Origin of the sequence: Qaidamihabitans albus (genome assembly GCF_016464705.1) — a bacterium.
GTDB lineage: Bacteria > Actinomycetota > Actinomycetes > Mycobacteriales > Pseudonocardiaceae > Qaidamihabitans > Qaidamihabitans albus.
The window spans coordinates 1-21,295 of the sequence record NZ_JAEHOB010000009.1 but is presented as its reverse complement, the minus strand read 5'-3'; the positions used below and the strand labels follow the sequence as shown (position 1 = coordinate 21,295).

At 70.5% G+C, this 21,295-nt stretch carries 24 protein-coding genes and 1 pseudogene; 13 read left to right on the top strand and 12 right to left on the bottom strand.

Annotated features, from left to right (window positions below; genetic code table 11):
• Positions 1–55: 55 nt before the first annotated feature.
• Positions 56–805 carry a TetR/AcrR family transcriptional regulator gene (locus JAP66_RS18220; RefSeq protein WP_307849611.1) on the top strand — a complete coding sequence of 250 codons (750 nt, stop codon included), beginning with the start codon at positions 56–58 and terminating at the stop codon, positions 803–805.
• Here the strand turns inward: JAP66_RS18220 and JAP66_RS18215 are convergent, their stop codons facing one another.
• A complete protein-coding gene (locus JAP66_RS18215; RefSeq protein ID WP_199432986.1) occupies positions 806–1,201 on the bottom strand; it encodes a PPOX class F420-dependent oxidoreductase in 396 nt (131 codons plus the stop codon). It lies immediately after the preceding gene.
• Between the two features lie 47 nt (positions 1,202–1,248).
• Between JAP66_RS18215 and JAP66_RS18210 the strand changes: the two genes are divergently transcribed.
• Positions 1,249–1,551: a Dabb family protein gene (locus JAP66_RS18210; RefSeq protein ID WP_199432985.1), complete on the top strand. Its 303-nt coding sequence runs from the start codon at positions 1,249–1,251 to the stop codon at positions 1,549–1,551.
• Between the two features lie 91 nt (positions 1,552–1,642).
• Here JAP66_RS18210 and JAP66_RS18205 read toward each other — a convergent pair whose 3' ends face one another.
• From JAP66_RS18205 to JAP66_RS18185, 5 genes are all read right to left on the bottom strand, one after another.
• A complete protein-coding gene (locus JAP66_RS18205; RefSeq protein WP_199432984.1) occupies positions 1,643–2,389 on the bottom strand; it encodes a LytR/AlgR family response regulator transcription factor in 747 nt (248 codons plus the stop codon).
• Between the two features lie 5 nt (positions 2,390–2,394).
• Positions 2,395–3,672: a sensor histidine kinase gene (locus JAP66_RS18200; protein ID WP_199432983.1), complete on the bottom strand. Its 1,278-nt coding sequence runs from the start codon at positions 3,670–3,672 to the stop codon at positions 2,395–2,397.
• Positions 3,669–5,375: a sodium/solute symporter gene (locus JAP66_RS18195; protein WP_199432982.1), complete on the bottom strand. Its 1,707-nt coding sequence runs from the start codon at positions 5,373–5,375 to the stop codon at positions 3,669–3,671. The genes JAP66_RS18200 and JAP66_RS18195 overlap by 4 nt, the downstream gene beginning before the upstream one ends.
• Positions 5,372–5,686, bottom strand: a complete 315-nt coding sequence (locus tag JAP66_RS18190; protein ID WP_199432981.1) for a hypothetical protein — start codon at positions 5,684–5,686, stop codon at positions 5,372–5,374. Before JAP66_RS18190 ends, JAP66_RS18195 begins: the two co-directional genes overlap by 4 nt.
• Positions 5,687–5,806: 120 nt before the next feature.
• On the bottom strand, positions 5,807–6,226 hold the full coding sequence (locus JAP66_RS18185; RefSeq protein ID WP_235999126.1) for a hypothetical protein: 420 nt from the start codon (positions 6,224–6,226) through the stop codon (positions 5,807–5,809).
• Positions 6,227–6,472: 246 nt separating this feature from the next.
• Here JAP66_RS18185 and JAP66_RS32955 point away from each other — a divergent pair, with 246 nt between their 5' ends.
• The 4 genes from JAP66_RS32955 to JAP66_RS18165 all read left to right on the top strand — a co-directional run bounded on the left by JAP66_RS32955 (position 6,473) and on the right by JAP66_RS18165 (position 10,003).
• The gene (locus JAP66_RS32955; RefSeq protein WP_199432980.1) at positions 6,473–6,784 is read left to right on the top strand and encodes a DUF4212 domain-containing protein; all 312 of its coding nucleotides are present in this window, start codon (positions 6,473–6,475) and stop codon (positions 6,782–6,784) included.
• On the top strand, positions 6,781–8,484 hold the full coding sequence (locus JAP66_RS18175; RefSeq protein WP_199432979.1) for a sodium:solute symporter family protein: 1,704 nt from the start codon (positions 6,781–6,783) through the stop codon (positions 8,482–8,484). Before JAP66_RS32955 ends, JAP66_RS18175 begins: the two co-directional genes overlap by 4 nt.
• Positions 8,485–8,610: 126 nt before the next feature.
• Positions 8,611–8,997 carry a hypothetical protein gene (locus tag JAP66_RS18170; RefSeq protein WP_199432978.1) on the top strand — a complete coding sequence of 129 codons (387 nt, stop codon included), beginning with the start codon at positions 8,611–8,613 and terminating at the stop codon, positions 8,995–8,997.
• A gap of 148 nt (positions 8,998–9,145) precedes the next feature.
• Positions 9,146–10,003, top strand: coding sequence for a hypothetical protein (locus tag JAP66_RS18165; protein WP_199432977.1), 858 nt, complete (start codon positions 9,146–9,148; stop codon positions 10,001–10,003).
• A 98-nt stretch (positions 10,004–10,101) separates the two neighbouring features.
• Here the strand turns inward: JAP66_RS18165 and JAP66_RS33220 are convergent.
• Positions 10,102–10,341, bottom strand: a pseudogene (locus JAP66_RS33220) (putative immunity protein); the annotation flags it as partial.
• Positions 10,338–11,012: a TetR/AcrR family transcriptional regulator gene (locus tag JAP66_RS18160; RefSeq protein ID WP_235999125.1), complete on the bottom strand. Its 675-nt coding sequence runs from the start codon at positions 11,010–11,012 to the stop codon at positions 10,338–10,340. The pseudogene JAP66_RS33220 and the gene JAP66_RS18160, both read right to left, overlap by 4 nt.
• 78 nt (positions 11,013–11,090) lie before the next feature.
• Here JAP66_RS18160 and JAP66_RS18155 point away from each other — a divergent pair, with 78 nt between their 5' ends.
• Positions 11,091–11,783, top strand: coding sequence for a hypothetical protein (locus tag JAP66_RS18155; RefSeq protein ID WP_199432974.1), 693 nt, complete (start codon positions 11,091–11,093; stop codon positions 11,781–11,783).
• Positions 11,784–11,853: 70 nt separating this feature from the next.
• Entirely contained in the window at positions 11,854–12,693 is an 840-nt protein-coding gene (locus JAP66_RS18150; protein WP_199432972.1) for an alpha/beta fold hydrolase, read from the top strand.
• Here the strand turns inward: JAP66_RS18150 and JAP66_RS18145 are convergent.
• Positions 12,690–14,174 carry an L-lactate permease gene (locus tag JAP66_RS18145; protein WP_199432971.1) on the bottom strand — a complete coding sequence of 495 codons (1,485 nt, stop codon included), beginning with the start codon at positions 14,172–14,174 and terminating at the stop codon, positions 12,690–12,692. The two genes, JAP66_RS18150 and JAP66_RS18145, sit on opposite strands and share 4 nt — an antisense overlap.
• Positions 14,175–14,540: 366 nt before the next feature.
• Between JAP66_RS18145 and JAP66_RS18140 the strand changes: the two genes are divergently transcribed.
• Both JAP66_RS18140 and JAP66_RS32720 read left to right on the top strand, forming a co-directional pair.
• On the top strand, positions 14,541–15,587 hold the full coding sequence (locus JAP66_RS18140) for a LacI family DNA-binding transcriptional regulator (RefSeq protein ID WP_199432970.1): 1,047 nt from the start codon (positions 14,541–14,543) through the stop codon (positions 15,585–15,587).
• Positions 15,588–15,794: 207 nt separating this feature from the next.
• Entirely contained in the window at positions 15,795–15,923 is a 129-nt protein-coding gene (locus tag JAP66_RS32720; protein ID WP_268963260.1) for a hypothetical protein, read from the top strand.
• Positions 15,924–15,953: 30 nt separating this feature from the next.
• Here JAP66_RS32720 and JAP66_RS18135 read toward each other — a convergent pair whose 3' ends face one another.
• Positions 15,954–16,919 carry a M56 family metallopeptidase gene (locus tag JAP66_RS18135; RefSeq protein ID WP_199432969.1) on the bottom strand — a complete coding sequence of 322 codons (966 nt, stop codon included), beginning with the start codon at positions 16,917–16,919 and terminating at the stop codon, positions 15,954–15,956.
• On the bottom strand, positions 16,916–17,284 hold the full coding sequence (locus JAP66_RS18130; protein ID WP_199432968.1) for a BlaI/MecI/CopY family transcriptional regulator: 369 nt from the start codon (positions 17,282–17,284) through the stop codon (positions 16,916–16,918). The genes JAP66_RS18135 and JAP66_RS18130 overlap by 4 nt, the downstream gene beginning before the upstream one ends.
• A 122-nt stretch (positions 17,285–17,406) precedes the next feature.
• Between JAP66_RS18130 and JAP66_RS18125 the strand changes: the two genes are divergently transcribed.
• On the top strand, positions 17,407–17,721 hold the full coding sequence (locus JAP66_RS18125) for a hypothetical protein (protein ID WP_199432967.1): 315 nt from the start codon (positions 17,407–17,409) through the stop codon (positions 17,719–17,721).
• On the opposite strand, the gene JAP66_RS18120 is transcribed toward JAP66_RS18125, so the two are convergent.
• Entirely contained in the window at positions 17,718–18,314 is a 597-nt protein-coding gene (locus tag JAP66_RS18120; RefSeq protein ID WP_199432966.1) for a gamma carbonic anhydrase family protein, read from the bottom strand. The two genes, JAP66_RS18125 and JAP66_RS18120, sit on opposite strands and share 4 nt — an antisense overlap.
• Before the next feature lie 503 nt (positions 18,315–18,817).
• Here JAP66_RS18120 and JAP66_RS18115 point away from each other — a divergent pair.
• Both JAP66_RS18115 and JAP66_RS18110 read left to right on the top strand, forming a co-directional pair.
• Entirely contained in the window at positions 18,818–20,449 is a 1,632-nt protein-coding gene (locus JAP66_RS18115) for a multicopper oxidase family protein (protein WP_199432965.1), read from the top strand.
• A gap of 86 nt (positions 20,450–20,535) precedes the next feature.
• Complete coding sequence (locus JAP66_RS18110; RefSeq protein WP_199432964.1) at positions 20,536–21,294, top strand: DsbA family protein; 759 nt, start codon at positions 20,536–20,538, stop codon at positions 21,292–21,294.
• Position 21,295 lies beyond the last annotated feature (1 nt).

Genomic DNA, 21,295 nt, shown 5'->3' with positions numbered 1-21,295 from the left:
GTTCCTCTTCTCGAACGTTGGTCTAGAGATCGAGCGAGATACTAGGATGGGCGCCGTGAATGAGTCAAAGCCGTTTCGTGGCGGAGGCCGTGACGGGCGCAGCAACGGTGTGCCGGGCAGCGTGTGGCTGCGGGAGAGCCGCGCGTACCGTGATGCGCCGCTGACTCGGGACCGCATCGTCGAAGCCGCGGTGGCACTGCTGGACGCGGAAGGCGCCGGCCGGCTGACGATGCGCCGGCTCGCCGAGCATCTCGGTGCCGGACCGACGACGTTGTACTGGCACGTCCGCACCAAGGACGACGTCGTCGACCTGGCCCTGGACGCGATCTTCGCCGAGGTGGAGATGCCCACCGCCGAGGCGGGGCAGGGGCAGTGGTGGGCCGAGATCCGCGCCCTGATCACCGGATGGCGCGAGGCGATGTTGCGGCATCCCTGGTCGGCCGCCCTGATCGGGCGCCCGATGCTCGGGCCCAACGTGCTCAGGCGGACCGAGTTCCTGCACGCCGCGCTGACCCGGGCCGGGTTCACCGGAACCGACCTGGTCGCGGCGGCGCATGCGCTCGCCAACTATGTCGTCGGCTCGGCGCTGACCGAGGCCAGCTGGCGGCAGATCGGCGCACCCGGCGCTCGCGACGCCGCCGACGAGCACATCCGCGAGCGTGCCGGGGACTATCCGACCCTCGCGGCGAACCTCGGACCCGAGGATGAGGACGCGACGTTCGCGCGCGGACTGGACCTGCTCATGACCGGCCTGGAGGCGACCCGCGGCAGCGCCGGCAGCACACCGCCGCGGGCCGGTTACTGATCACACCGAGAAGGTGGACACCTTCTCCGGTCGCACGCGGACGATCAGCCGCGTCACGTCATCTGGCTCCGCGGGCGGGTCCTCACCCAGATACCTGTGCGCGAGCTCGGTGGGCAGTGTCTTGTCCCTGTCCTCCACCAGTTCGGCGGTGCCGCGGATCGCCACCGAATGGTAAGGGTTCTCGATATCGAAGACGGCCACGCTGATCCGCGGATCCCTGCGCAGATTGCGGGCCTTTCGCTTGTCGCTGGTGACGGAGAACAGGATGGTGTCACCGTCCCGCCGGTACCACACGACCGACGACTGTGGCCCGCCGTCCGGATCCACGGTTGAGACCGTGGCGAAGTTCCGTCCGTCCAGAAGGTTGCGGGTGTCTTCGCCGAAAGTGATCGTCATACGGCCATTGTGCCCGGGGAAGGGCTCGCCGACGCTAAGGTGACGTCATGATCCGCCACACCGTCGCATTCCGGCTCCGGCACGCTCCCGGCTCGGAGCAGGAGCGGGAGTTCCTGCGCGCCGCCCTCGCGCTCGCCGAGATCCCCGGGGTCGAGCGCTTCGAGCAACTGCGGCAGACCAGCGGCAAGAACGCCTTCCACTTCGGCTTCTCCATGGAGTTCGCGGACGAGGCGGCCTACACGCGCTACAACGCGCACCCCACGCACACCGGTTTCGTGGCCGAACGCTGGGTGCCCGAGGTTGAGGACTTCCTCGAACTCGACTACCAGCCCCTCACCGGTCGTGAGTGAGTAACCGTGTTCTAACCCGGCTGCACACTCCCGAGAGGTGACCAGGCGCAATGCCGCGCCTTCCTGGTTCCAGTCCTACGGCTGGGCCCGCCTACAGTCCGAGCAGGCGCCGGAGCTCGCGGGCATGCCTGCGGGAGACCTCCACCCGGCTCCGCCGGTGGTCGTCGAGCACCAGCACGAGCGCGCCGTTGAAGTCGGGCCGGAGCTCGCGCACGTGGTGCAGGTTGACCAGATAGGACCGGTGGGTCCGGAAGAAATGGCCGCTCAGCCTGCGTTCCAGCTCATTCAGCGAGAAGCTCACCAGTACCCGTTCACCGGACAGCTGAAGGTAGGAGTATCCCCGCGCGGCGCTGGCGTAGAGGATCGACGACTCGTCGACGAGCACGGTTCGCTCGCCCTGCTGGACCGGGATGCGCCCCAGCGGATCCGGCGCCGTGTTCCGCGGAGGCGGTTGCGGCTCGCCGTCCTCGGCCGCGCTGCCCGACAGCGCCCGGTCGAGTGCCCTGCCGAGCCGCTCCTCGTCGAACGGCTTGATCAGGTAGTCGACGGCTTCCACGTCGAAGGCGGCCACCGCGTAGTCCGGGTAGGCGGTGGTGAAGATGACCTTCGGCGCGTTCGGCGCCTTGCGCACCGCGGCGGCCACATCGAGGCCGGTGCCGCCCGGCATTTTGATGTCCAGCAAGACCACGTCGTACGCCAGTGAACGCAGGAGCACCAGCGCTTCCTCCGCGTTGGTCGCCTCACCAACCACCTGGACGTGCTCGAACGTGCTCAGCAGGTAGCGTAGCTCGGCTCGCGCGGGCGCCTCGTCATCGACGATCAGGCAACGGGCGCGCATGCCGATCACCCCAACGGAATCCGCAGGTCGATAATGGTGCCGTCACCGTAGTGCGACTGGATGTCGAGACGATAACGCTCGCCGTAGAGGGTCTCCAGCCGCTCCGAGATGTTGCGCAGCCCCACTCCGCCGTTCGCCGCACCGGCGCCGGAGGTCAGCCGCTCCAGCACGTCGGGATCCATGCCCACACCGTCGTCGGACACCCGGATCGAGGTGGTCCTGGTCAGCGGATCGACCCGGGCCTTCAGCGTCACCGTACCCCCGTCCAGCTTGTCGGCGAGGCCGTGCTTGACCGCGTTCTCCACCAGCGGCTGGATCGTGAGCACCGGGACGTGCGCCGTGAGCACTTGCGGCTCGACGTCGTAACGCACCCGCAGGCGCTCGCCGTAGCGGGCCTGCTCCAGCGAGAGGTAGGTCCGGACGAAGAAGTACTCCTGGCCGAACTCGACGAGATGGCGGTCCTGGCGCACGGCGTAGCGGAAGAAGTCGGACAGCCGCAGCAGCAGCCTGCGCGCCTCCTCCGGGTCGGTCCGGGCCTTCGAAGAGATGGTGTTCAGCGTGTTGAACAGGAAGTGCGGGTTGATCTGGGCGCGCAGCGCGTTGAGCTTGGCGTCGACCGCGAGCTTGCGCTCATGGTCCAGTTCGGCCAGTTCGAGATGCAGCGACAGGATTCCGGCCAGCCCCTCCACCACGCCACGGGGCGGTGGGATGTCGTCCAACCGGTAGACCTTCAACGTCCCCATCACGCGCTTGCCGATCGCGAGCGGAGCGATCACCGCACTCTGCAGCGGACAGTCCGGGTGCGGGCAGCCGAGCTTCGCCTTGCTCCGCACCACCGTCGTCCGGCCGCGGGCGAGCACCTTCGCCGAGGAGTCCGTCTGCGGCGCGTCGCCTATCGTGTGGTGGTCCGAGCCAGGGCCGAGGAAGGCGAGTACCCGTTCCCGGTCCGTGATCGCCACGGAGTCGCCGCCGAGAACCGGATGCAGGAGCTGGACCGCGCGGCGGGCCGCCTCCGTGGTCAGGCCCGAGCGCAGTGGCATCGACCGGCCGACGGCGGCGAGCGGCCCGCCGTGCCGTCCGGCGGGCCGCCGGACGGGCCGGGCGCTGCGTGGCCCGCGCAACGCCGACGGGTAACCGATCGTCAGCACGACGGTGATGCCGACGCCGACCAGGACGGTGGTGGCGACGCCGAGCGGGGGATCGGCGAGCACCTGGGTGAAGACGTAGACAACTCCCCAGGCGAGCGCGACCGCGGCCGCCAGCGGAAAGCTGCCGTTTCTCATCGCTTCTTCTCCGAGTCTTTCCCGCCGTCCGGGCCGTTGATCCCGGTAACGGTCAGCCGGGCCAGCCGTACCGCACGACGATCGGCCGCGGTCCCGTGCAGCTTCGCCCACAACCGGTCCAGCTCTGCAGGGGGATGGGTGCGGCGCGAGACCACCACCGTCACCGCCGCGGCCAGCGGGGCCGCGATCACAGTCGGCGTCAGCAGCAGTTCGCCGATGCTCCGGTCACCGATCACGGTAGCCGCCGCTACCATGCCCACCGCCGTCACCGCGCCGACGGTCATGCCCGCGACCGCGCCCCGCGCGGTGGTGCCGCGCCACCAGATCGCCAGGATGAAGACGGGCGCCAGCGCCGACCCGGCCAGGGCGAAGGCCCAGGTCACCATCGTCGCGACGATCGAGGGAAAGAGCGCCGTCAGCGAGTAGGGCCGCAGACCCAGCGCGAGCGCGGCGGACAGCACGGCCACGACCACCACTGCCGCGCGGCCCGCCCACACGGCCTGCCGCTGGGTGGCGTTCGGGTTGATGTGGCGCTCGTATACGTCGTGCCCCCACGAGGCCGCCGACGCGAGGAGCAGCCCCGCGATCGTGGACAGCACGGCGACCAGTGCCCCGACCGCCACGACGGCGAGCCCGGCCTCACCCCCGTAGAGACGCCCGAGCACGAGCGGTGCGTGCTCTGGCACCCGCAGCACCCCGTCGACGGTGAGCTCCGCCAGCCACGGCTGATCCGGCGCGGCACCCGGGATCAGCGACCGTGCCGCCGTGCCGAGCAGCACGGCGAGGGCGTAGAACAGCCCGGCGAGACCGAGCACCCACACCGTCGTCATCCGGGCCGCGGTGCCGGTCGGACTGGTGAAGTACCGGTTCATCACGTGCGGCAGCCCGGCCGTGCCCAGCATGAGCGTGATGATCAGGGTGATCTGACCGAGCGGCCCGTAGCGCCCGCCCGGATGCCCGAAGTACGCGAGCTCCCCCTCCTCGAGCCGGTTCGACTCGGCCTCCAGCCGCCACTGTCCGTCCACCTCGGCCGGATTCGCCAGCGGGTCGGTGGTGAGCTCGGCGACGGACCGCGGATAGTCGAAGCCGGAGGCGATCACGACGATGACCAGCCAGATGAAAGCGGAAAGCAGCAAGAGGAACTGCACCGCCTGCGTCCAGGTGGTGCCGCGCATGCCGCCGACTATCACCAGCGCGGTGATGGCCACGGTGGACACCACGACCCCGGTGGCGTACGGCGTGAGGCCGGCGATGCCGTCCCCGACGAGCAGCTCCCAGGTGATGCCGCTGCCGACGGCCTGCGGAACCAGGTAGGAGAGGATCACGAGCTGCACGACGACGACCGCGACCAACCGGACCCGGTCCGAGCCGAGCCTACGGCCGAGGAAGTCCGGGATGGAGAACTCGCCGAACCGGCGCAGCGGTGCGGCGACGAAGAGCAGCACCGGCACGAAGCCCGCGGCGAAACCGGTCGCGTACCAGACACCGTCGAGACCCGAGGCGTAGACCGCGGCGGCGACGCCGAGGAAGGACGCCGCGGAGAAGTAGTCGCCGCAGATCGCGCAGGCGTTGGTCATCACGCCGACCCGCCTGCCCGCGAGGTAGAACTCGAGAGTGGAGGCACGCCGGGGGCGCAGCACCAGCCCGAGCACGATCACGGCGCCGAGCAGTACGGCGAGCACCAGCAGGCTTGCCACGTTCATGGCGAGTCACCGCGCTGCTCGGCGTGCGTCGTCGGACCCCCGTCCGGGGGCTCGGGATCACCGAGCATGCGGTCCTCGACGGCGTTCGACAGGGTCGATGCGGCGATCGCGAGGAGGAAGAAGAAGACGTAGAGCCCGACCGCCGCCATCACGAAGCTCGGCGTCATCCCGCCGATCAGCCTGCCCTCGGACCACCAGTCGACGGTCAGCGTGAGGACGGGCACCGCGACGACCACGCCGAGGAACACCATGAAGTGTCCGACGGCGACCCGCCGCAGGGTGCGAAAGGCCGCGTCGACGTCAGTGGGCATGTCGTACTCGTCTCCGAGATCGGAAACCCACTGACCCCCTTCGTCGGGGTCGGCCCACGGCGAATGTCCACCGGAGGAGGCCACGGGCGAACCCTACTGCGTGTTTCGGGCCGGCGAGAACTACCCGGCGGAACGAATTCGCAGGGCCGTGCGCAGCAGGATGACCGCGGCGCCGCCGACCAGAACGAGTCCGATACCGGGCAGCAGCTTGCCCCAGCTGTCCGTGCTCGCGCTGAGCTGCATGAGCCGGGCGAGCTGCCAGAGCACCAGTACGGCAGCGGCGGCGCCGGGCAGCAGCGCGTGGGCGAAGGCCACCCGCTGGTACGGCATCAGCGCACCCGCGATGGCGATCGTGCCTGCGCAGAGGGTCCACAGGCCGGCGCCCGCGGCTCCGGAGAGGTGTCCCACCGGCGTCGACACCCACGGCATGAGCGAGCCGACCAGCAGCAGCAGTCCGCCCAGGATCATGCCGGGGCTGCCGGCATGCATGATGCGGCGCCGGCCCGGCGTGGCCGTGGCGGCGCGGGTGAGCGGTGACATGGCCGGAAGTGTAGGGCGGCGGATGGCGACGTTCCCAGCGATCGGTTGCCGAGAGGTCGCGGCGTGCGACCGGGCGGCCGGATTCCCCTGCCGAGTGGCCACGAACGCCGTGCGACCGGCGCCGGCGGAGCCGTCGTGACCGTTCGGGAGCCGCTGCCGCGCGCCCACGGACGAATCCTTGCCCGGCCTCGGCCGGCCCCTCGATCCTGCCGTAACTCGCGAGGTCGAGACCGAAGGGAGCCTGCTGTGGCTCGAACAGAGGACGAAGGGCAAGCGCCGTCCGAAGGGGACTGGCGGCGGGAGTACTGGCGCCGGAATCTCCGGCTGATGCTCACTCTGCTGTGTGTCTGGTTCATCGTGCCGTTCGGAGGCGGCGTGCTGTTCGTCGAGCAGCTGAACCAGGTCAGCTTCGGCGGATACCCGCTCGGGTTCTGGATCGCCCAGCAGGGGTCGATCTACACGTTCCTCGTGCTGATCCTCATCTATGCCGTGCGGATGGACCGCCTCGACGACAAGTTCGGCGTGAGCGAGCGGGATGAGGAGGGACAGCGGCGATGAGCAACATCCAGGTCTGGACTCTTGTCTTCATCATCCTGTCCTTCGGAACCTACATCTTCATCGCGTGGCGCAGCCGGGTCGCCGAGACCGAGGGCTTCTACGTCGCGGGGCACGGCATTCCCACGGTCGCCAACGGCGCGGCGATCGCCGCGGACTGGATGTCGGCCGCCTCGTTCATCTCGATGGCCGGCCTCATCGCGTTCCTCGGCTCGGACGGGTCCGTCTACCTCATGGGGTGGACCGGCGGCTACGTCCTGCTGGCGATGCTGATCGCGCCCTACCTGCGTAAGTGGGGCAAGTTCACGGTGCCGGAGTTCGTCGGTGACCGCTACTCCGAGTTCGTGCGCACGGTCGCGGCGGGTGCCGCGATCATCATCTCGTTCACCTATGTGGTCGGGCAGATGAACGGCGGCGGCATCGTCTTCAGCCGCTTCCTCAACATCAACATCACCGGCGGCGTCATCATCGCCGCGGGGATCATCTTCACCTACGCCGTGCTGGGCGGCATGAAAGGCATCACCTGGACCCAGGTGGCCCAGTACACCGTGCTGATCGTCGCCTACCTCATTCCGGCAGTGGCGGTCGCGCAGCTGGTCACCGGAATTCCGATCCCGCAGGTGTCGTTCGGCCAGATCCTCGACGAGCTGAACGCGCTGAGCGCCGAGTTCGGGCTGGATCGCTACACTGAGGCGTTCACCGCGCGTCCGATGATCGACATCTTCCTGGTGACGCTGACACTGATGATCGGCACCGCCGGGCTGCCGCACGTGATCATCCGCTTCTACACGACGAAAACCGTACGTGGCTCGCGCTACTCCGCGTTCTGGGCGCTGCTGTTCATCGCGCTGCTCTACACGACCGCTCCCGCGGTGGGCGCGTTCACCAAGTTCAACCTGCTGGAAGGTGTGCAGGGCAAGTCGGTGGACGCCCTTCCACAATGGATCGAGAACTGGTCGGGCACCGGGCTGGTGACGATCGCGCCGGATGCCACGACCATCGAGTCGGTGAGCAACAGCGCCGACGCGGGCGCCGATCTCACGATCAACAACGACATCCTGGTTCTGGCCTCACCGGAGATCGCCGGGTTGCCCGCACCGATCGTCGGGCTCGTCGCGGCCGGCGGTATGGCGGCAGCGATGTCGACGGCGGCGGGCCTGCTGCTGGTGATCTCGTCGTCGGTGTCGCACGACTTCTACTTCCGCCGGTTCCGCAAGACGGCCGACGACCGCGAGCGACTGCTCGTCGGCCGGGTCGCGATGGGCGGCGCGGTGGTCGTCGCGGTGATCGCGGGCATCAACCCGCCCGCGTTCGTGGCTCAGGTGGTGGCGTTCGCGTTCGGCTTGGCCGCGTGCAGCTTCTTCCCGGCGATCGTGCTCGGCGTCTTCTGGAAACGGTGCAACGACAAGGGCGCCGCGGCGGGCATGCTCGCGGGCCTCGTCGTGACGATCAGTTACATGATCTACACGCTCGAGGTGTTCGGCACCGCGGAGAACGAGCACATCCTCAGCATCAGCCCTGAGGCGATCGGTGCGATCGGCGCCGCGGTCAACTTCATCGTCGCGATCATCGTGTCGAAGGCGACAACGCCGCCGCCGAAGCACCTCGAGGAGATGGTGGAGAGCCTGCGCTACCCGGCCGCCCGGCGGACGCCGGCCACCGGGACGACGAGCGAGCCGCCACCGGAGCAGGACGTGTCGTAGCGCGTCCGCCTGTGGGTGCGGGTCACCGTGGCCGTGTTCCGGCTCGCCACGGTGACCCGCACCGGCACGGCCGGGACCCGCGGTCGGCGCCAAGCGGCAGAAGCCTCCCCGTGGGACACTCGGACGATGACCGGTCCGGAGCCTGACGAACCCGTCGAACGGGAGGAAGTCGTCGAGCGCGTCAGCGGCCGTACGCGTGCGGTACGCGTGGTGACCGCGCTGATCAGCGTGGTCACCGGACTGTTCGCCGCGGTGCTGGTACTGCACATCGTGCTCGTTCTCGGCAACGCCAATCCGGCCAACGCGTTCGCGCAGTTCGTCAACGACTGGGCGGCCGGGGTGTCGCTCGGCCTGCGCGACCTGTTCACGCCGGCCAACGAGAACCTGCGTGTGGCGCTCAACAACGGTATCGCGGCCGCGGTGTGGCTGATCATCGGCGCCGTGCTCAACACGCTGATCTCCCGGATCGCGCTGCCTTCCGGAGAGCGGCGGGTCTGGTACCGGCGGCGGTGAGCCGGCGCCGCCCTCCCGACGGCGGTCAGTCTATTACTCACAGTGTGCGAGCTCTTGGCTTTTTCCTACGAACGGGTACTATCTGGCCCCCTGGAGCCAGACAGACCGTAGTGGCGTTCGCAACGTCGAACGAACGAGAGAGCCGAAGGTGTCGACGAACGTGGTGGACGACCGGCAGAACGATGACCGGCAGAGGTCGGCGCGCCGATACACGGTCGCCGAGCTGTTGGCACGCGAGCGGGCGACGGCGACGGCGATTCCGCCGGCGATCGGTGGCATCGACACCAACGACGCGCCCCGTGAGTACCTTCCCGTCGCTCACCTGCTGCGCAGGGAGGGTGTCGAGTTCGCAGGGGACAGCGCCCCCACCGATCGCTTCCCGGCCGCCGTGGCGTCCGCGCCCGCCAGGCAGGCGACGAAGGAAGGCCCACTCGCTCGCACACTCACCGTGAGCCGGACTGTCGCGCTGTTCGGTCTGACCGTCGCCGGGTTCATCGCGCTGAAGCCCGCCGTCGCATCCTCGCCGGTCGCCGACGCTCCGCGGGATTCCGGCCGGGTGCTCGCCGCGCCGCAGGGCGCGCAGCCCGGTTCGTCCGCCGAGACCACGCGAACCGGCGGCGGAGCGACCCCGACCACGACCGCGGCCGGGGCTTCACTCGACGCCGCGGCGGACGCGGCCCCGCCCACGCGCGAGTCCGGTGGCACGGCGCCTCCGAGCACGGCCAGCGATGCGGGTGCCCGCAACAGCGGTGCGACCGCCACCTCGGCGCCCGCGGCGCCACCGCCGTCGTCGTCCAGCCTGCCCGCCGCCCGGTCGGAACCGGCTGTTCAGCAGCCGGAGACCACCAGGCCCGGCGGCAGCGACACAGGCGACAGCGACACAGGCGACGGCGGTGACCAGGGCGGTGACGACCAGGGCGGCAGCGTGCTCGACCCCGTTCTCGACCCGGTCACCGGCACGATCAGCGGCGTGCTGGAGGTCGGTGGCGGTCTGCTGGGGCGCTGACCGCCCGGGCGGACGTGCGGTATCGGCGGGGCCGATCCGATCACGGACCGGGCTTTCGCTGGGGAGCCGGGCAGAGCACCGGGTGCAGGTGCGTGGGTGGCGACGTGCGCGGTCGCCGCGGCATGCCCCGCCGCACGTTCCGCGGCGTGGGCGGTGAACGCGGCCTCGCGAGCGGCGGTCACCGCCAGCTCACCGCGCACCCATGCGCGTGCGTCCTCGATCGCGTCCCGCGGGCGCGTGTCGTCCGGATGCCGTTCTTCGAAGTACACGAGAACGTGCTCCGCGCAGTCGGCCGCCCAGAGCGCCAGCGGCCGGTGCTGCCTCTCGTCGAACGTCATGTCTCGGTACTTGGCATACCCGACGGGCGCCGGAACACCGCGCGCGTGAACGTCTCCACGTGCCGGTGGACCTCCGCGCGGGCCGCGGCGCGCTCCTGCTCGCCAGCATCCGCGTGCAGGTGCAGTACCCGGATCAGGCCGATGGGGCCGGTGAAGGACAAGGCGAGATCCGGCGGCGAGCCGATGTCGGCCGGTACGTGGCCGGCGGCGATCCAGCGGTCGAACAGGTGGGCCACGGCGGCTCTGGTGTGCGCGAGCGCGTCCTGGAGCGCGGGGGTGTGCAGAAGGCCGTCCCTGGTCATCAGGCTGATCAGGAGCCGGGCGTCGTGACCGTCCCAGTCGTCGAGGAAGGCGTGTACGAGTTCCCGGAGGTACCGTGGCGGGTCGGTGTCGGCGAGATCGGGATCGATCCGCCCGGCCACGTCGACGGGGCGCCGCGGGCCGAGTCGCGCGAGAACGGCGTCGAAGATGGCCTGCTTGCTCTCGAAGTGGGCGTAGAGCACGCTCTCGCTGAGGCCGACCTCGCCGGCGATCGCCCGGATCGAGGTTCCGGCATAGCCGTTGCGCGCGAACAGTGCCAGGGCGGCCCGTTCGAGCGCCTCCTTGGTGTCACCCGCATCGGCTTTTCGCGGCCGTCCGGGCCGTCGCTTCCTCGTGGCGCTTCCGCTCATGGTCGTCATCCGATCACACTCGCCGCGTTCAGATACTCGCCGTTGCAATATAATCGATCGATCGATTATTTTATCCCCATGACAGCTGCCGAACCGCACCCGAAGTTTCCGATGGCCACGTTCACCGAACCGTCCCCGCGGGGTTTCCTGTATCTCGGCCTCGAAGTCGTCGCACCCGGACCCGGGCCGTTCGTGCGGCGCAGTGCCGAGCGCGACACGGAGGTGGCGGGTCTCACCGAACTCGCCGAGGCGCTGGAGAAGGTGCCGGAGGTCGCCGCCGTGCACGTCTACCGCGCCGTGATGATCCCGCCGATCCGGGGCGGCCCGCGTTTCGATCTGGCCGTACTCGTCGAGACGACGTCGCCGGAGGACATCTCCGCGGTGCGGTCGACCTCGCACTACCGGGATATCGGCGCCACCTTCGCCATGCCGGCGCGGAACGTCGAACGCATCGGTCGTACCGACGCGAGCAGGCCGGGCACGATGCTGTTCAACCACTTCACCGCACCGGACCCGGACCGGGCGGTGGCCGTCTGGCAGACCCTCACCGGCTGGTACACGGACAAGACCGGTATCGACAACTCCACCGCTCTCGTGCCGCTCGAAGAGGCACCGTACGCGCTGGTGAACTACGCCCGCCTGCCCGACGGCCCCGGCCGGTTCCTGTTCCAGCAGCTTCTCCGGCCGAGCTTCCACAGGTTCGTCAGGGCCCGGCTCGCCGCGCACGACATGAAGGCCATGCCGGTCCTCTGCGAACCCGTGCGCCCCTGAACCTTCGCGACGACAAGCCCCAGCGTGCGGGCTTATCGTGGTGAAAGCGTCCGGGAAGGGAGGTTTTCACGTGCAGGAGCGGACCGCGGTCGTCGGCACGATCCCGATGCGATGGCTGGACGAGGGGGAGGGCACGCCGGTGGTGTTCGTCCACGGTGTGCCGACCTCGCCGGAGCTGTGGCGGCACGTGGTCCCCCGGGTCACCGGCGCGCGGCGGCTGGCGTGGGAGATGGTCGGCTTCGGCGGGAGCATCGCGGCGGGCCGCGACCGGGACATCTCGGTGGCCCGGCAGGCCGGGTATCTCGCGGCGTGGCTGCGGCATGTCGGTCTGAGCCGTGCGGTGCTCGCCGGTCACGACCTCGGTGGCGGGGTCGCACAGATCCTCGCGGCCCGGGAGCCGGAGCGCGTCGCCGGGCTCGTGCTCACCAACTCGATCGGCTACGACTCGTGGCCCATTCCCAGTGTGCGGGCGATGCGGAGGTTCGCGGGCGGCCTGCGCCTGCTGCCGGACGTGGCGGTGTATCCGGCGTTCGTCAACCTGCTGCGCCGCGGCCACGACGATCCCGCCCGCGCGGCCGAGTCCATCGGAACGCATTGGCGGCATTACGTCACCCATGGTGCCGCGCGCAGCCTGGCCCGCCAGGTGAGCGCGCTGGACGTGCGTGACACGCTCGCCGTGGCCGACCGGCTGCCTGCTCTGGACCTGCCTGCGCGGGTGGTGTGGGGTGCGGCGGACCAGTTTCAGCAGGTGTCCTACGGCGAGCGGCTGGCCCGCGACCTCGGTACCGAGCTGGACCGGATCGCGGGCGGGCGGCACTTCACTCCCGAGGACCATCCGGACCGGATCGCCACCGCCGTCGGCGATGTGCTGCGGGCGGTCGAACAGCCGTCCGCGGGCGGGCGGGCCTAGAGAACCACCATCGCGATGACGCCGAGTACGGCGAGCACGCACAGGTCCACCGCCAGCACGGGCGGTAGCACGCGGCCGGGAGCGATCGGGGCTGTGTGCTCCGCGTCCCGGCCCGCCTGACCGGCGTTCGGCGGTGTGCGCAGGGGCTCCGGCACGCTGTCCTGGGCGACACCGGTGGCGAGCGCGACCCGGGGAATCGAGGCCATCGTGGCCAGCGAGGCCGAGACGTTCTGCACCGCGACCAAGCCGGCGGTGCTCACGCCGATAGCCTGCGCGGTGGCCGCCTGGCCCGACGCGAACATGGCGTTGGCTCCGGCATTGGAACCGGTCAGGAAGCCGCCGAGGGCTCCGACGAACGGAGCGAGCAAAAGGTAGCCGGTGCCGAGGCCGGCCGCCGCCGCGGCCAGTGTGTCGCTCATGCGGGTGACGGTCAGCAGCACACCGAGCGCGATGAACGCCACCGTCGCCACGGCGACCGGCCACCACCGGCGCACGGCCGCGGCGAAGGCGGTGCGGGCTGACGGTGCGGTCATCGCGAACATTCTCGGGACGAGCGCGCAGGTGAACAGGAGCCACAGCGCGGGACTGGTGGCCACCGCGGCCCATGGCCCGGCAGGGCCGGGCACTGCCGCGACGACCATCTGCGCCCCGAGGAGACAGCCGAGCAGGACCAGATAGGGGGCGAGCGCGTGCCGGACATCGGGCCCCGCAGGTGGACGGCGTCCTTCGCGCAACGCCGCGAGCAGCAGGTTGACCAGCACGGTGACGAAGCTGCCGAGCGCACCGGCGAGCGGAACCCCGATCGTCGCGTTGACCGCCCACACGGTGACACCGAGGGTGGTCGCGGCGGTGAGCAGTTCGGGCAGCGCCGACAACGCGGGCCGCAGGCCGACCGCGATACCCAGCGCGGCGGCGCCGACCAGCAGAAACACCGGCAGGGAGAACAGCGCGGACAGCACTCCCAGCTGCTGGAAGCCGACTCCGGTGAGCTGGGCGGCCACCAGGGTCCCCGGTCCCAGCGCACCCCAGGGGACGGTGACCAGGCCGAGCAACCCGACCACGGCGGCGCACAGCGGCGGCAGCCCGAGGCGGCGCAGCAGCGGCACGGCGACCACCACCCCGATGCCGAAACCCGTGACGGACTCGGCGAACGGTGTCACGCCGAGGACCACCAGCACGACGGCTCGTGGTTGCGAGCGGCACGCGCCTGCGAGCCAGTCCGCGAGTCGCTGGTTCGCGCCCGCCGCGCTCATCAGCTGGTTCAGCAGGACACCGCCGAGCAGGATCAGCGCGACCTCGGCACAGGTCGGCAGCGCGCGCCATTCGGCGGCGGCGATCGTGGGCAGGGGAGTGGGGAACGCGAGCGCGGTGACGAGGGCGGCGCTGACCAGGGACAGCAGGGCCGCCCACATCGCCGGCACTCTGGCGAGCAGCAGTGCCAGCGCCACCGCCGGCGGCACCGCGGCCAGGGCAGCGTCCACGTCTCCTCCGGTGCGGTCCCCTGTCGTCCTCGCCTGGTGCCCGGCCTTCTCCGGCCGGAGCATAACGGCCGGCGAGGCGAGGACTCCATCCGGAATCGCTGCCGGGACAAGGCACGGCGGCGGCCGGGGACAGTCCATGGTGGACCGGACCGGGCCTCACGATCCTGCGTAACGTGGCCTCACGCCCGCTCGCAGACGGGCACCGGTGCGCGATGTTGCCCGAGGTTGCCGGCCCGGTCGCCGGTGGCGATGCGCTGCGCCCGAAGAGCGCGATACGGGATGGAATGATTCGTCATAACCTGCCCGCGCTGCCCGCGCGGCCGAGATAGGCTTCGCACGGATCTGTTCGCCAGCGCTGGAGACAACGTGACGGCTCAACGCGGGCAGGGCAGCCGGCCGAGGCTGGACCATGTCGCCGCTCGCGCCGGCGTGTCCCGGTCGACCGCATCGCGCGCGTTGAACGACGACGGCTACGTCAGCCCAGGCGCCCGGGAGGCCGTGCTCGCCGCGGCCGAGGAACTCGGCTACTCGCCCAACCAGGCCGCCCGCTCACTCGTCACCCGCCGCACCGGCGCCGTGGCGTTGGTCCTGTCCGAGCCCGAGGCCAAGGTGCTCGACGACCCGTACTTCGCCGTCGTCATGCGCGCGGCCTTCCACGAGCTCGCCGCGGTGGGTGACCAGTTGCTCGTGATGTTCGTGGACAGCAGGGAGGACGTGCGGAGCACGGTGCGGTTCCTCGACGGCGGCCACGTCGACGGTGCGCTGGTGTTCGCCCCGCACAAGGGTGATCGGTTGCCGGCCGCGTTGCGAGACCTCCGGCTGCCCGTGGTGTTCGGCGGCCGCACCGGCAGCGGCGACCGTGGCCTCTACACCGTCGACTTCGACAACGAGGCCGGCGCCAGGCTGGCCGTTGACCATCTGTTCGAACTCGGCCGGCGGCGGATCGCGACGGTGGCCGGTCCCAGCGACCATCCCGCCGCGGTGGCCCGGCTGACCGGCTGGCGCGATGGGCTCGCCGCCCACCATCTCGACGGCGACGGCATCCAGGAGGAAGGGGACTTCACGCTCGGCGGTGGCGAGCGGGCGATGACGTTGCTGCTCGATCGCTGCCCCGATCTGGACGCGGTGTTCGCCGCGAGCGACCCGATGGCGGCCGGAGCGCTGCGGGCGTTGCGCGCCGCCGGGCGACGGGTGCCGGACGACGTGGCCGTCGTCGGGTTCGACGATCATCCCACGCTCGCGCCCGCGCTGAACCCACCGCTCACCTCGGTGCACCAGGACCCGCGCGAGCAAGTCCGGGAGATGGTCGCGATGCTGACGCGGCTGCTCGGTGGTCGGCCGGTGCGCGCCCGCCACCGGGTTCTCCCGGTGTCCCTCGTCCGGCGGGAGTCCACCGACGGCCGCACCCGGTGACCCGTGCGGGTGTCCCCGGTGCGGCGGTGGCACCGCCACGCGGGCGAAGACCGCAGCGGGACACCATCGTCGTCTCCTACGTTCTCGGAGTCGGCGTCAACCGGGCAAGGGTGGCGAGGACAACGGTGCCCAGGTGAAGGAGCTGCGGGCCGAGGTCGACCAGCTCAAGGACGAGCGGGTCGCGCAGCGCGCGGATGGGGCCAGGTGATGTCCACGCTGGTCGCCGCGCTCGTCGCGGCCGGTGTCATCGCTGCGGCGCCGCCGGCCCGGGCGGCAACGACGGGCAATCGTGACGCCGAAGGTCGCGTGCTGCCGGACAGAGCGCCGCAACCGTGACGCAGCCTCCCGCGCCGGGTAGCCGTTTGCTCAGCCGATCAGGAGCAGCGGGTCGCAGAAGGCGAGGCCGGTCGCGGCGAGCAGCCCCGTGAGGAGGGGGCCGACCGCCAGGAGGGTCACCATCGCGGTGAGGAGCATGCGCGCGTGCCACCGTTGTGGACGGGTGGCCGGTTCGGCGAGGCGCTCGGCGCGCGCCACGACGCCGACGCCCGTGGCGCCGAGCGCGCCGGTGGGTAGTGAGACCGCGCCGGAGAGGGCAAGCAGTGCGCCGAGCACGGTGCGGGCGCCATGGGTCCGTGCGGCGTGGTCGTCGGCGCACATCTCCAGGAGGCGGGCGATCTCGGTGGCGCCGAGCGGGAAGAGGGACACCTTGGGCAGTGCCGTGGCCAGGCCGCGGGTGGTCGCGAGCAGGAGGTGGTGCCTGCCGGCGAGGTGGGCGCGTTCGTGGGCCAGGACGGCGGCGAGGTGGGGCTCGTCGAGTGCGTTCAGGGCGCCGCGGGTGACGACGATGGTGTTCGGCCTGCCGGCCACGCAGTAGGCGACGCGTTCGGGGGCGTCGAGGACGACGGCCTCGGACCCCGGCAGGTGGCGGCCGGCCATGCGGGCCATGCGGGCGTGGTCGTGGGTGCGGGACCGGGCACCGAGCAGGGACCGGCCCAGCCGTGCTGCCAGCACCGTCGCGGCGGCCAGTGCCGGCGCGGTGAGCGCGAGCAGTCCGAGTTGGATGGCGATGCCGGCGCCACCTGCGGCTACGGCCTGCAGTACGGCGAGGCAGCTGGTGAGGATCTGGCCGGGCCGTTCCCAGTCGCGGGCCAGCTCGATCGCCAGGAAGCCCGCCGCCGCGGCCCAGGAGGCCGGCACGCTGACGATCGCGACCAGCCATGCCGTGACGCCGAGCCGGGGTGCGATCCCGGTACGCGTCCACCGGGTCAGCAGGCGTGGACCGAGCAAGGTCACCACCAGGCTGTAGAGCAGCAGACAGGCGGCGATGCTCAATCGGTCTCCTTGCTCGCCCACCGCTGGAAGACGCCGCGCAGCCGGTGGGACTCGTCGTCGGTCATCTGCTCGAGGAATCGGGTGAGCACGACTCCGGGATCGCCGCCGGTGTCCAGCGCGTCCCGCATCAGGCGGGCGCTGTACTCCTCACGAGTGAGTGTGGGCCAGTACAGGAACGCCTTGCCCTTCCGCTCACGGGCGAGCCAGCCCTTGCGGTGCAGGTTGTCCATCGTGGACATCACGGTGGTGTAGGCGATGTCCCGGGTCGTCTTCAGTGCCTCGAAGACCTCGCGCACCGTGATCGTCTCCGGGCTGTCCCACACCCGGTCCATGACGACCGCTTCGAGTTCACCGAATCCGCGCATCCACCCTCCCGTGTCACAGTGGCCGCATCCAGCCTACGTGGCCCTACGTACGTAGGCAGTAGACAGGCCGTGGTTCTGGAGGGATCGTGATGGCGCAAGGGCGTCGGCGAGAGGTCTCCGGCGTGGGTGAGCTGCTGTTCGGCACGACGTTGCTGGTTTCGTTTTTCGGGGGCATGGTGGCGTGGCTGGCACCGTGTTGCCTGTCGGTGATGTTGCCGATCGGTCTGGGGGCGACGGTGTTGAGCCGGCTGCTGGTCGAGCAGCACGTGTGGCGTAGGCACCGCGAGTCCCTCGTTCCCGCTCGCGAGTCCTGCGTACAGGACCGCGAGTTCCGCGTTCGGAGCACCTGGACGTCACCGCCGCGCGCGCCATCTGTTTCCGGAGCAACGACGATTGACACAGCACCAGTTGGCGAGACGAGCCACGTGGAGTGCTAGTCGAGCCGCCGATCACGGCGGTGCTGCCCGAACATTTCGGCGTAGCGGGCGGTGACGCGCTCCATCGAGGCTTCCTCACGGGGGAGGCCGAAGACGGTGCTAGGGAAGTCCGACCGGCGCTGGATTTCCCACAGCTGGTCATGCTGTTCGGGGGAGAACACGCGTGCTGGATCGCCGACCGCGATCCAGCCGATCGGGACCGTCGTCTCCGCGGGGAGCGCGGCGTTGACGTGGACGACTCCGTTGATCCGTACTTCGCTTGCCCGGCCGACGCGCGCACCGGGAAATACCGCGACGCCGGTGGCCAGGAAGACCTCGTCGTCAAGACGCCCTCCGTTGACGTGCGAGTGCGGGCCGACGAGCACGTTGTCGCCGATGTGTGCCGGAGCGGCAGCACGTCCCCGGACGAGCGCCTGTTCCATGACGATCGAGCTCGTACCGACCTCGACCGAGCCACCCTCGGCGGTCAGCACAGCACCGAACAAGATCCGTGCGTCCTCGCCTACTGTCACATCGCCGCAGACCACCGCGTTGGGCGCGACGTAGGCTGAGGATGCGATGCGCGGCCGTTTGCCTTCATGTTCGTAAATCATGACGCCATTTTCCGCCGTGCGGCCGAGGCCATCCCTCCGCAGTCATCCGGGGTGCCGGGGTGATCGGCTCGGATCTTCACCGCCGCGACGCCGATCGTCGGGTATGGCGAGCCCTCCTCTTCGCGCAGGACCTGCGTTGGCTTGGCCAGCTCGATCAGGGCTCGACCATGCTCTCGGTCGTCCTCGCGGCGCGCTGCACGTGCTGTGCGGATCGCGCGGCGCCGCGCTCGCGACGAAGTCAACCGATGCCCAAATGAACAGCACGGCCGCGCGGCTGCGGACGTGGGTGACTGCGCTGACACGGGGGCGCCTTCCTGCTTGGACAGCCTGGAACCTGTCGAGGACGCGGCCTTTGCCGGGCACCTCGCCCGCTGCTCCGCATGCCAGGCGGAGGCCGGCTACCTGGCACCCGTGGTCGGCCCGCTCGGCGCCGTCCGAGGCAGGTAGGCACTCGCCTACTACCGTTGCCCGTAGAACACCCGCCCCGCCTGTGAGGGAGAAGGATGTCGGAGCTTCCGGTATCGCGCCGGAGCGTGCTGCTGGGCGCGGCCGGTCTGGCCGGAGCGGTAGCGACCGGCGGGACGTGGTGGGCGTTGCGCGCCGAGGAGGGCGCGGGCGACGGGAGGGTGCCGGCGTCCTCGGATGCCGTCGCGCGGACCGAGCGGGCCCGGCAGGGCGGCGGTACCGGGCGCACGGCTCGGACGGCGCTGACGGCCGAGCCGGCCGAGATCGACCTGGGCGGGCGGGTGGTGCGCACCTGGGCCTACAACGGGCAGCTACCCGGGCCGGTCGTCCGGTGCACCGCGGGTGACGAGTTGACGGTCGAGGTGGCCAACCGGCTACCGGAGCCGACCACCGTGCACTGGCACGGACTACGGCTGCGCAACGACATGGACGGCGTGCCGCACCTCACCCAGGAGCCGGTCGCACCGGATGAGCACATGCGGTATGAGTTCGTCGCGCCGGACGCGGGAACGTACTGGCTGCATCCGCACGTGGGCGTGCAGCGCGAACGGGGCCTGTACTGCCCGCTGATCATCGACGATCCGCGGGAGCCGGGGGACTACGACGTCGAGTTCGTCGTGGTGCTCGACGACTGGATCGACGGCGCCGGAGCGACTCCCGACGACGTGCTGGACGTGCTCCGGACCCGGGGCGCGAAGGGGCGCTACACCACGCCGGTCCGGGCCGGCAAGATCGCGGACGCCTCGGCATCGTGGGAGTACCACGTGCCCGCGGGGCTGGCGAACCCGCCGAAGGGGATCGAGCCGGAACCACCGGCTTCGCGGATGGCCAGCAGCGTCGAGTTCCCGTTCTACCTACTGGGCGGGCGGCTGCCCACCGCACCGCGGGCATTCCGGGCCAAGCCGGGTCAGCGGGCACGGATTCGGGTGATCAATGCGGGCGGCGCGTCGGTGTTCCGGTTGGCTCTCGGCGGTCACCGGCTCACGGTGACGCACACCGACGGCTTCCCCGTCGAACCGGTCACCGTCGACACCCTGCAGGTCGCCTCCGGCGAGCGTTACGACCTCCTGGTCACCCTCGCCGACGGCGTGTTCCCGCTCGTGGCGGTGGCCGAGGGCAAGGGCGCTCAAGCACTCGGCGTCGTACGTACCGCGAGCGGCCCGGCCCCGCCGCCCACTGCTGCGCCCAGCGAACTGGCCGGCAGGCTGCTCGGCCTGTCCGACCTGCGCGCGACACCTGCAGTGCACCTCGACGAGTCGCCCGAGCGGACCCACACCTTGTATCTCACCGGGGACATGAACCGGTTCGCGTGGCGCATCAACGCCGAGACCTACCACCACCAGCAGCCCTTCGAGGGCATTACGCCGATGCCGGTCCGGGAGGTGCAGCGGGTACGGCTGGAGATGATCAACCAGACGCCGATGTATCACCCGATGCACCTGCACGGCCATACGTTCGCCGTCCGCGCGATCGGTGACACCGCGCGTCGCGAGACCACGAAACTGCCGCGCGGGACGCGCAAGGACACCGTGATGGTGGGTCCGGGTGAGCGCGTCGTGGCCGACCTTGTCGCCGACAATCCGGGCCAGTGGCTCGTGCACTGCCACAACGCGTATCACATGGCCAGCGGCATGGCCACGGTCGTGTCGTACCGGGCGGATGGTGGCTGAAGCCCAGGACCGACCGACCTCACCACGAACCTACGTAGTCGTCTAGTAGAATTGTCCGCGAGATCGTCTCCGGCCCTGGGAATCCGATGCCGAACACCAAGAACCCGTTGACGCGCAAGGGCGTGTCGAGCAACACCGTGCTGACCCTGGTCGTCATGCTCGTGGCGGTCGTCGTGATCGGCGGCGTCCTGCTTTTCAACCGCAGCGACGCGCAGGGCAACGCCCCGCAGGGCGGCGCAGCACAGGGCGCGAACACCGTGGCCGCCGACGTGCTGCGCAAGCCGGACAGCAACACGCTGCTGGAGGCCCCCGGTGACAAGGTCACCGTGGTGGAGTTCCTCGACTACCAGTGCCCCGCCTGCGCCGGCTACTACATGAACATCACGAAGAAGCTGGAGAAGGACTACGCGGGGCGCATCACCTTCGTCACGCGGAACTTCCCCCTGGAGATGCACCCGCTGGCCGAGCCTGCCGCGCGGGCGGCCGAGGCCGCCGCCCTGCAGGGCAGCTACCGCGAGATGTACCACGCGCTGTACGACAACTACGAGTCCTGGGCCCGCACAGCCGACGGCAGCGAGGCGAGCGCGGACCTGGAGCGAGCCCGGGCGCGCTTCGACGACTTCGCCCGGCAGATCGGACTCGACCTCGACCGGTTCCACCGCGACATGAGTTCCGAGCAGGTGACGCAGCGCGTCGAACGGGACAAGGCCGACGGCGCCAAGGCAGGCGTCACGAGCACTCCGACCTTCTTCGTCAACGGGGAGGAATTCACCCCGGCAGGTGAGACCTTCGCCGAGGTGGACGCCCAGTTGCGGGCGCGGCTGGATGAGGCGCTGACGGCGTGAG

What these genes read in the sequence shown, in the direction of transcription:
- JAP66_RS18215 (WP_199432986.1), bottom strand. Translation starts at nt 1,201, where the DNA reads ATGACGATCACTTTCGGCGAAGACACCCGCAACCTTCTGGACGGACGG.
- JAP66_RS18210 (WP_199432985.1), top strand. Translation starts at nt 1,249, where the DNA reads ATGATCCGCCACACCGTCGCATTCCGGCTCCGGCACGCTCCCGGCTCG.
- JAP66_RS18205 (WP_199432984.1), bottom strand. Translation starts at nt 2,389, where the DNA reads ATGCGCGCCCGTTGCCTGATCGTCGATGACGAGGCGCCCGCGCGAGCC.
- JAP66_RS18200 (WP_199432983.1), bottom strand. Translation starts at nt 3,672, where the DNA reads ATGAGAAACGGCAGCTTTCCGCTGGCGGCCGCGGTCGCGCTCGCCTGG.
- JAP66_RS18195 (WP_199432982.1), bottom strand. Translation starts at nt 5,375, where the DNA reads ATGAACGTGGCAAGCCTGCTGGTGCTCGCCGTACTGCTCGGCGCCGTG.
- JAP66_RS18190 (WP_199432981.1), bottom strand. Translation starts at nt 5,686, where the DNA reads ATGCCCACTGACGTCGACGCGGCCTTTCGCACCCTGCGGCGGGTCGCC.
- JAP66_RS18185 (WP_235999126.1), bottom strand. Translation starts at nt 6,226, where the DNA reads ATGTCACCGCTCACCCGCGCCGCCACGGCCACGCCGGGCCGGCGCCGC.
- JAP66_RS18175 (WP_199432979.1), top strand. Translation starts at nt 6,781, where the DNA reads ATGAGCAACATCCAGGTCTGGACTCTTGTCTTCATCATCCTGTCCTTC.
- JAP66_RS18170 (WP_199432978.1), top strand. Translation starts at nt 8,611, where the DNA reads ATGACCGGTCCGGAGCCTGACGAACCCGTCGAACGGGAGGAAGTCGTC.
- JAP66_RS18160 (WP_235999125.1), bottom strand. Translation starts at nt 11,012, where the DNA reads ATGAGCGGAAGCGCCACGAGGAAGCGACGGCCCGGACGGCCGCGAAAA.
- JAP66_RS18155 (WP_199432974.1), top strand. Translation starts at nt 11,091, where the DNA reads ATGACAGCTGCCGAACCGCACCCGAAGTTTCCGATGGCCACGTTCACC.
- JAP66_RS32720 (WP_268963260.1), top strand. Translation starts at nt 15,795, where the DNA reads ATGTCCACGCTGGTCGCCGCGCTCGTCGCGGCCGGTGTCATCGCTGCG.
- JAP66_RS18130 (WP_199432968.1), bottom strand. Translation starts at nt 17,284, where the DNA reads ATGCGCGGATTCGGTGAACTCGAAGCGGTCGTCATGGACCGGGTGTGG.
- JAP66_RS18120 (WP_199432966.1), bottom strand. Translation starts at nt 18,314, where the DNA reads ATGATTTACGAACATGAAGGCAAACGGCCGCGCATCGCATCCTCAGCC.
- JAP66_RS18115 (WP_199432965.1), top strand. Translation starts at nt 18,818, where the DNA reads ATGTCGGAGCTTCCGGTATCGCGCCGGAGCGTGCTGCTGGGCGCGGCC.
- JAP66_RS18110 (WP_199432964.1), top strand. Translation starts at nt 20,536, where the DNA reads ATGCCGAACACCAAGAACCCGTTGACGCGCAAGGGCGTGTCGAGCAAC.